Origin of the sequence: Nocardia amamiensis NBRC 102102 (assembly GCF_001612745.1) — a bacterium.
GTDB lineage: Bacteria > Actinomycetota > Actinomycetes > Mycobacteriales > Mycobacteriaceae > Nocardia > Nocardia amamiensis.
In genome coordinates, this window is record NZ_BDBA01000333.1 from 1 (window position 1) to 5,119 (window position 5,119).

At 68.3% G+C, this 5,119-nt stretch carries 8 protein-coding genes; 4 read left to right on the top strand and 4 right to left on the bottom strand.

The genetic code is table 11. The features are described 5' to 3' along the window. The coding region (locus NA4_RS37080) for an FAD-dependent oxidoreductase (protein ID WP_174553051.1) at nt 1-494 on the top strand (494 nt) is incomplete at its 5' end. 226 nt (nt 495-720) lie between these two features. Here the strand turns inward: NA4_RS37080 and NA4_RS37085 are convergent. After that, nucleotides 721-990: a hypothetical protein gene (locus tag NA4_RS37085; protein ID WP_157129539.1), complete on the bottom strand. Its 270-nt coding sequence runs from the start codon at nt 988-990 to the stop codon at nt 721-723. A gap of 29 nt (nt 991-1,019) precedes the next feature. Here NA4_RS37085 and NA4_RS37090 point away from each other — a divergent pair, with 29 nt between their 5' ends. From NA4_RS37090 to NA4_RS37100, 3 genes are all read left to right on the top strand, one after another. Then, entirely contained in the window at nt 1,020-1,289 is a 270-nt protein-coding gene (locus tag NA4_RS37090; RefSeq protein WP_067480690.1) for a ferredoxin reductase domain-containing protein, read from the top strand. A gap of 4 nt (nt 1,290-1,293) precedes the next feature. Beyond that, nucleotides 1,294-1,989, top strand: coding sequence for a hydrogen peroxide-dependent heme synthase (gene hemQ, locus NA4_RS37095; protein WP_067480693.1), 696 nt, complete (start codon nt 1,294-1,296; stop codon nt 1,987-1,989). Nucleotides 1,990-2,077: 88 nt separating this feature from the next. Further along, on the top strand, nt 2,078-2,602 hold the full coding sequence (locus tag NA4_RS37100; RefSeq protein ID WP_169811207.1) for a Uma2 family endonuclease: 525 nt from the start codon (nt 2,078-2,080) through the stop codon (nt 2,600-2,602). A gap of 82 nt (nt 2,603-2,684) precedes the next feature. On the opposite strand, the gene msrB is transcribed toward NA4_RS37100, so the two are convergent. From msrB to NA4_RS37115, 3 genes are all read right to left on the bottom strand, one after another. Further along, a complete protein-coding gene (msrB, locus tag NA4_RS37105) occupies nt 2,685-3,116 on the bottom strand; it encodes a peptide-methionine (R)-S-oxide reductase MsrB (RefSeq protein WP_067480699.1) in 432 nt (143 codons plus the stop codon). After that, nucleotides 3,113-4,471 (bottom strand): glycosyltransferase family 87 protein, encoded by a 1,359-nt coding sequence (locus NA4_RS37110; RefSeq protein WP_245671776.1) that lies wholly within the window; start codon nt 4,469-4,471, stop codon nt 3,113-3,115. Before NA4_RS37110 ends, msrB begins: the two co-directional genes overlap by 4 nt. A 67-nt stretch (nt 4,472-4,538) precedes the next feature. Further along, a partial coding sequence (locus NA4_RS37115; RefSeq protein WP_169811208.1) for an alpha/beta hydrolase occupies nt 4,539-5,119 on the bottom strand: 581 nt, incomplete at its 5' end.

Genomic DNA, 5,119 nt, shown 5'->3' on the forward strand with positions numbered 1-5,119 from the left:
CGGAGCTGGCCGGCGTCGAGCTGTCCTCGTCGGTGGTCGTCGCCCTCGCGTTGCCGCGCCAGACCGCGCTGCCGCAGCACTCCGGCATCTTGGTGGCTACCGGAGAACCATTGCGCGCCAAGGCGTTCACCCTCTCCAGCCGCAAGTGGCCACACCTTGCGCACCGCGAAACCGCCCTCGTTCGAGCATCTTTCGGCAAATTCGGGGACGACGCCGCGCTGTCGTGGCCGGATGCCGAACTCGTCACCGCCGCCGCCGAGGATCTGGCCACCGTCACCGGCGTCCCGATCGCCCCGTCCGCGGCCGTGGTCCAACGCTGGCCCGGTGGCCTCGCCCAGTACGCGCCCGGCCACCCGGCCCGCATCGCGGCCGTCGAAGCCGAGGTGGCTGCGCTCGACGGCCTAGCGTTGGCCGGTGCGTACCTGCACGGCGTCGGCGTGCCCGCCTGCGTGGCCTCCGGCACCGCCGCCGCACAGCGAATCGCCGCCCGCTGATACTCCCGTCTCTCCGGTCGGCGACCGGCGAATGGGCCCTCGTGCACCGCCGTGTCCACTGTCACAGAATGTTCGCGGCCCGCGGTGCGCAATCTTCCGGTGCACGATCCACCGACCCCGCCGTGGAGTTGCCGGGATTCGTTCCAGGCCAGTACATCTCGGTCGGAGGCGGCTACCCGACGGTGCCCGCCAGTTGCGCCAGTTGCGCCAGTACAGCCTGGTCGGCCTACCCGGCGACGGTGCGCTGTCGTTCGCGGTCAAGCGGGTCGGGGCGACCGAGGGTTGCCCGGCAGGTGAGGTGTCCGCCTGGCTGCACGAGAATCTGCATCCCGGCGACGCGCTGCAAGTCACGCTCCCGTTCGGTGACGTGGCCGTCGACACCACGGCGACGACTCCGCTGGTGCTGATCTCCGGCGGTATCGGCGTGACCCCGACGATCGGCGCCCTCGAGTACCTCGCCGCCCACGCCCCATGGCGCCGCACCCTGGTCGTGCACGCGGACCGTGCGCCACGGACCCACCCGCTGTGCGACGGCTGCACGATCTCGCGGCCCGACTCGAGCAGGCCACCGTCGAAATCTGGTACGAGGAACCGGGTTCCGGCGCCCGGCGCGGCCGGGTGGACCTCGCGGCGCTCACCCTGCCCGCCGACGCGGACGCCTACGTCTGCGGTCCGCCCGGATTCCTGCGCGACATCCAGCGCCAGCTGCGCGCTGCGGGCGTTCCGGACGACCGGGTCCACATCGAGCAGTTCACGCCCGCCGACGCGGGGGCTCCCGAGCGAGTGGCACGATAGGGCTATGGCGCGACTCGACTATCAGGCTCTCAACTCCACCATCCGCTACCTGATGTTCTCCGTCTTCCAGGTGCAGCCAGGAGTGCTGGGTGAGGACAGGGCCGCCGCGACCAAGGAGGCCAGGGCGTTCTTCGACGGTCTGGCCGAGCGCGACGTGGTGGTGCGCGGCATCTACGACGTCGCCGGGATGCGCGCCGACGCCGACTTCATGATCTGGACGCACGCCGAACGCGTCGAGGACCTGCAAGCGGCGTACGCGGATTTCCGCCGCACCACCGAACTGGGCCGGGCCAGCGCGCCGGTGTGGAGCAACGCGGCGCTGCACCGGCCCGCCGAGTTCAACAAGAGCCACATCCCGGCCTTCCTCGCCGGCGAGGAGCCGGGCGACTACATCTGCGTGTATCCGTTCGTCCGCTCCTACGAGTGGTATCTCCTGCCCGACGACGAGCGCCGCAGGATGCTGGCCGAACACGGTAAGGCCGCGCGCGGCTATCCGGACGTGCGGGCCAACACGGTCAGCTCGTTCGCGCTCGGCGATTACGAGTGGATTCTCGCTTTCGAGGCGCCGGAACTGCACCGCATCGTCGATTTGATGCGCGATCTGCGGGCCACCGACGCCAGGCGGCATGTGCGCGAGGAGATCCCGTTCTTCACCGGGCCCCGGGTGGAGATCGAGCAGCTGATCGCCGCCCTGCCCTGATTCCGGCACCGGACCCGGAATTGCGCGAGCCCGGCAGCTGTGCGGCGGTATAGCCTTGGAGCCAATGGTTTCCTCAGGAGGTGTCCCGGTGACGACACTCGAACTACCGGATGTTTTCGAATGGACGCCGAGGGCTCTGGAGCGGCTGTCACCGGAGTTTCGATACGAGGTGCGGGAGGGGAATCTCGTCGTGATGGCAGCGGCAATGCGGCCGTGGCACGCGAACGCGCAGGCACGGGTCTGGCGTCTGCTGACGGCAGCCGACAGGTTGGCCTACATAGAGCAGGGCATTGTCCTAGGTGACAGCGAGATCCGAACGTGTGATGTCGGCGTCTACCGCCAGTCGCCGCAAGGTGATCACGGGTATCGTCCCGCCACGGAGTTCGAGCTCCTCGTGGAGGTCGTCTCGCCGGGTTCGGTACGCGAGGATCGCGAGACCAAGCCGAAACTCTATGCCGCGGCGGGTGTGCCCGAGTACTGGCGGGTAGAGGAGAGCGCAGACGGTGCGCCGGTCGTGTACCAGTATCGGCTCACGCCTCTCGCGGATGGAGCGGCGGTATACGCTGAAACGCGGGTCGTGTTGCTGGAAGCCCTGGAGGCGGGGGACCTGTAATTCCGGCATCGCGCATGCCCCAAGATTTCGGGGCATGCGCGGCGGTGGGTGGATCCGTACTCTTCCGGACAGCGTCGGGCTGTTACTCCGCTGCGCTGTCCGAGGGGTGCAGCCGCAGGGCGATGGAGTTGATGCAGTAGCGCTTGTCGGTGGGCGTGTTGTACCCCTCGCCCTCGAACACGTGGCCGAGGTGGCTGTGGCAGGTCGCGCACAGCACTTCGACCCGGTGCATGCCGAGCGAGTCGTCCGAGCGCAGGATCACCGCGTCGGACGCCGCCGGATCGAAGAAGGACGGCCAGCCGCAGTGCGAGTCGAACTTCTCCGTGCTGCGGAAAAGTTCCGTGCCGCAGGCCCGGCAGACGTAGACGCCTTCGGTCTTGGTGTCGGTGTACTCGCCGGTGAACGGGCGTTCGGTCGCGGCCTCGCGCAGCACCGCGAACTCCTCCGGATTCAGCTTCGACCGCCATTCCTGCGGCGAAAGCCGGATCCGCGGTGCGGGCAGGGAAGAACTCATGGTTCCACGCTAATACGATTCTCCTGCTCCGATGCCGAACCGTTCTGTGGCCTGGGGGTTTCCGTCGCGAAGGCGGCGCCGGCCGCGGGGAGGGCCTGCTGCGGCTCCTCGCCGCGCGGGTCCGGCGCGGAACGCATCCACGCGGGATCGATCCCGAACGGCAGCCGGCCTTCCCGCCGCGCGGCCAGATAGCGCTCGCCCAGGACGCAGAACACGACGATCAGCAGCAGACCCCAGCCGAAGGTGATGCGCAGATACTCCAGATTGCGCCCGATGTGCTGCCAGCGGTCCGACAGCCACTTGTCGTAGCTCATGAAGCCGAAGATGGCCAGCCAGGCAGGCCAGTTGCGCAGCACCGAATTGCGCAGCACCACCGTCATCAGGAACGGGAACAGCATCATCGAGTAGTACATCTGCCCGAGCGAGCTGAGCAGGAACGACGCCGTCAGCAGCACGCCAGAGGACGTGCAGACGAAGAACAGCTCGTCGTCGCGGTAGTACCGATACAGCAGCCACAGCGACAGCAGCACCAGCACGCCGAGCACCACGCGCATGCCCCAGGTCAGCCACGGCGCCAGGCCGTAGTACTCGCCGTTGCCCACGATCGCGCTGTTGAAGTAGTCGCGGGATTCGAAGATGTACGGGAAGGTGCGAGTGAAGAACTTCCCCGGGTCCTTCGACAGCGGCCAGGCGATCGCGGTCAGCGCCACCGGCACTCCGAGGGCGGTGATGAACACCTTCCACTGCCCGCGTACCAGCGCGATCAAGAGCAAGGGGGCCAGCGTCGGCTTCACCGCGATGCTCAACCCGAGCGCCGCGCCCGCCCACAGATCTCGCCGCTGCAGCAGCAGATGGATGAAGACCAGCTCGGCAAGCAGCACGCAGCCGTTGACGTTGGTGAACACCAGCGTGTTGATCACGGTCTCGGACGTGAACATCGCCAGCAGCAGCGCGGGCGCGGCCACCGAGTTCAGCGTGTACCGGAACAGCCGCAGCAGCAGGTACCACGCGATGAGGATCGCGATCGCGTTCAGCGCGATGAACAGCCAGCGCGACTTCTCGTAGTCGATGGCGGCGATCGGCGCGATGAGCAGGGTGCCGCTCGGCGGGTACAGGTAGTGCGGGTCGACGGAGTCGAAGTTCGCGGTGTAGACCGGCCTGCCGTTGAGGAAGTCGAGCGAAGCCTGGTAGACGGGCCGATAGTCATCGGTGATGAAGCCGTTGACAGCCTTGATGAAGACCCGGTTCAGCACGGTCATGACCGCAAGCGGCCAGAGTGCGAACTTGATCACCTCGGCGGTGGTACGAGCGGTCCGGGGCTCGAGCTGTCGAAGGAACACTGGGGCACGGTACACCGGATCGGTTACCGGTGGTTGCCGGGACCGGTGCAACGCGCCGCTCCAACGGCCCCGCGAGCACTGCTCAGGCTGGGCAGGCGGTGCCGTCAGCGGGGAGTTTGCCATCGTTCAGGTAGTCGAGCAGCGCCCGCTGCGCGCAGCTGGAGTGGGTCGACACCGGATGGCCGAAGCCTTGCCAGGTGAGCGCCGCGTGCCGGGCGCCTGCCGCGCCCAGCGCGCCGGTCACCGACGACTGACCGCCGTTGCCGACCACCGGATCCGCGACTGCGCCGAGTACGAGCACCGGGATGCCGAGCTTCTCCGGCATCGGCGGCGCGGTCGACACGGGCCAGGCCACGCATTCCATCAGCGCGATGGCGGCCGCCTTGCCGAAGACCGGATACTTGCCTCCCCAGACCCCCGCGAGCTCGGTGGCTTTGCCCGGAGTCGGCGGCTGCTGGATGTCGGTGCACCGGTTGACGAACTGTCCATCGCTCTCGGTCGCGGCCGACTCGCGCGCGATCACAGTGTTCAGCGGGCCCCGGTCGCCGCGTCCGGCCGCGGCCAGCGCGTCCGACAGCTCACCGATCCGGTTGGCCTGGTCGGCACGCGGGCTGCCGAGGAAGCCCGACAGCGCGGTGAGCACCGCGTTCGCCGAGATGTCGC

Bases quoted from the DNA above. Each gene is read 5' to 3' on its own strand.
- hemQ (WP_067480693.1), top strand. From the start codon at position 1,294: ATGGCGCGACTCGACTATCAGGCTCTCAACTCCACCATCCGCTACCTG.
- msrB (WP_067480699.1), bottom strand. From the start codon at position 3,116: ATGAGTTCTTCCCTGCCCGCACCGCGGATCCGGCTTTCGCCGCAGGAA.